Consider the following 2,717-nt stretch of genomic DNA (forward strand, 5'->3'; position numbering starts at 1 on the left):
CCCCCCCGCCTGTCCGACCAGACGGGCAATGGCAAAACCGCAGGCCACGGCACAGCATCCGCCGCAGAAACTTGCCAGCCCGATGAATGGGCCGGTGGCATGAAGCAGGATGGCTCCAGCCGCCCCGAAAGCCGCCCCGCTGAGCACGCCCAGCAGATCGGGTGAGACCAGCGGATTACGAAACACGGCCTGAAACGCGCCACCCGATACGGAGAGTGCCGCCCCGATCACGATAGCGCCGATAATCCGCGGCATCCTTGCCTGGGTCAGAACCAGATGCGTCGAGGCATTTCCCTGCCCGAGGCAGAATTGGAACAGGGCAGAAAACGAGACGGGATAACGGCCAATCATCAGGCTTGCGCAGCACAGAATGCCGAGCCCTATAAGCGCCGCGAGCAGATAGACCCGATGACTCACGCGCTCCTGTCCTTCCGCCCCTCAGACCTCGTTCCAGCGATAGAGGGCCTTGGCCGTCTTGGCGAGAGCCAAAGCAGCGGACGGTCTGAATGCCGGACAGGGAACAGCATCGCCGCGCTGAAAAAGAAGTTTCATGAAACGCAGGCATAACGCCTTATAGAAGGCGCCCACTAATCGCGCGCTCACCACCGGTCTAGGTTCTGAACGGCAGGAATGACGCGGGAAGAAGCTTTTTCCACGCTCATGCCGCAGGAACACGTGTCGAAGAAAGAGGTCTGGCATGAACCGCCCCCATATTCTCTGCCATATGATGAGCAGCATCGATGGACGGATCGACACTGACCGATGGACGCTTCCGGCTGACGGTCAGGCGCGCGACACGCTGGTCAACCAGTATTTCGCCTTGGAAGAAAGCTTCGACGCAGATGGATGGATCATCGGCCGAACCACAGCCTCGGCCCATTTTCTCAAAACGGACGATCCGATGCCCCAGGGGGCGCGCCTGCTGCCCCGAATGTCCCATATCGCCGCGGCATTCGAGAAAAAACTGGCGATCCTGATCGATCCTTCCGGCAAGCTTCGTCATGAGCGCGCCGATCTGGATGGAGATCCCGTCGTGGCCATTCTGGGCGAGAGCGTGGCCGATGCCTATCTGGAGCATCTGCGTGGGGTGGGGGTGTCCTATTGCTTTGCCGGGGAGGACGGTCACGACCTGCCTGCCGCGATGCGCGCCCTTCATCGCGATTTCGGGCGTCGGCGGCTTCTGCTCGAAGGCGGTGGGCGGATCAATGGGGCATTTCTGGAAGCAGGACTGGTCGATGCGATCAGCCTGCTGATCTATCCCGGTCTCGATGGACAGGCTGGCATTGCCAGTGTCTTCGATTACAGCGGCTCCGCCACGACACAGCCGGCTCAAGGCGTGAGCCTGCGCCTCGATCACGTGGAAACCCGAAACGATGGGGTCGTCTGGCTACGTTACAGCGTAAACAGTCCACCCTGAACGACAATAAGATTGCCCCACGGACGATATTTTTCATGCAGAAAGGCGCCGCTAATAATCGCATGCTATTGCCGATTGCGGCGCTGAAAAGACCTGATCTTGAAGCAAGATCTGGTCGGAGTGAGAGGATTCGAACCTCCGGCCCCTGCGTCCCGAACACTGAACCCTGTTGTTTATCTTCAATCATTTAGCTCATTTGGCCCACAGAGTTAGGCACAGCTTTCGTCGCGTGTTTACTGGCGTTTACGAATGCTTGTGTTCACGCGCTCAACCGGGAACTGTTGCAGTAAGGTCATGTCCAAAACCCTTGAGGCGCCTTTGAGATGCCCAGGCGAGTGATGCGCGTAGGTTTCTTCGACCATGGCCGTGTTCGAATGCCCGAGGAATCCGGCGATCTCCCATAGAGGAACGCCAGCCTGCGCCATCCATGTCGCTGCCGTGTGTCGTAAGGTGTGAGGCGTTACCCCTTCCAAACCGGCGCGAATCGTCGCAGCCCTGAAGCCTCGCTTCACGGACGCGACGCGATCTCCGGCCCATTCGATTACCCAATCCGTTTCCCTGATGGCGTGAGCTTCCTGCAAGGTGGCAAGCAGGCCGTCATTGATCGGAACACGCGCCCGTCCCTTCGCCGTTCGCGCTTTGCCCGGATCGCGCAAGTCGATGATTCGCCGATCCATATCGACCCGCGACCATGGCAGCTCGAGTAATGCTGAAACACGCGCGCCGGTGCCAAGAGCCAGGATCACGAACAGCCGGATATGAAACGCCTCGCAGCCGTCAATGAGTGCATGCGCCTCATCCCGCGTCAGCCAGCGTTCTTTCGGGGGGCTGCGGGAGGGCAGAGGGACATTCGGACATTCGGCGATGATCTTTTGCGCCGCCGCCCACCGCAACGCCGCCCGAAGCGCCTGCATCTCTGTCCGCGCCGTACTGGCGGCTATACCGGATTCCATACGCTTCTGAGCATAGGCGCGGCATTCCCGGTCAGTCACAGCCTCGGGTGGCTTCTCACCAAACCATGCAGACACCGGCTTATGCGCCCAGCCAAGACGCTCGGCCCCCGGCTTGAGGGCTTCGCGACGATCTTGAAGATAGAGGGATAGAATTTCAGTGACACTGACGGCCCTTGTCGTGGGCCGCGATAGCTCAGCAGCATACCGGGCAAGGACTAGTTCAGCCGACGCGCGATCCGTGCAGCCCGTAGAGATGCGTTTGCGCTGGTGATAGATGTGCCATGTGTCTCGCCCTGAGACGCGACAGAGGCGGGGCTTTCCTGCTTCGGGCATGCGGGCTGGGTTTT

3 protein-coding genes are annotated in these 2,717 nt (G+C 60.1%); 1 reads left to right on the forward strand and 2 read right to left on the reverse strand.

Features of this window, described 5'->3' with window-relative positions; all coding sequences use genetic code 11:
- A partial coding sequence (locus tag C0V97_RS17400) for an iron chelate uptake ABC transporter family permease subunit (protein ID WP_148114970.1) occupies nt 1–417 on the reverse strand: 417 nt, incomplete at its 3' end.
- A 280-nt stretch (nt 418–697) separates the two neighbouring features.
- Here C0V97_RS17400 and C0V97_RS17405 point away from each other — a divergent pair.
- On the forward strand, nt 698–1,417 hold the full coding sequence (locus C0V97_RS17405; protein ID WP_127100994.1) for a dihydrofolate reductase family protein: 720 nt from the start codon (nt 698–700) through the stop codon (nt 1,415–1,417).
- 233 nt (nt 1,418–1,650) lie between these two features.
- Here C0V97_RS17405 and C0V97_RS17410 read toward each other — a convergent pair.
- On the reverse strand, nt 1,651–2,717 hold a 1,067-nt coding region (locus tag C0V97_RS17410; protein WP_233582254.1), incomplete at its 5' end, for a site-specific integrase.

Source organism: Asaia sp. W19, from assembly GCF_003994335.1.
Lineage (GTDB): Bacteria > Pseudomonadota > Alphaproteobacteria > Acetobacterales > Acetobacteraceae > Asaia.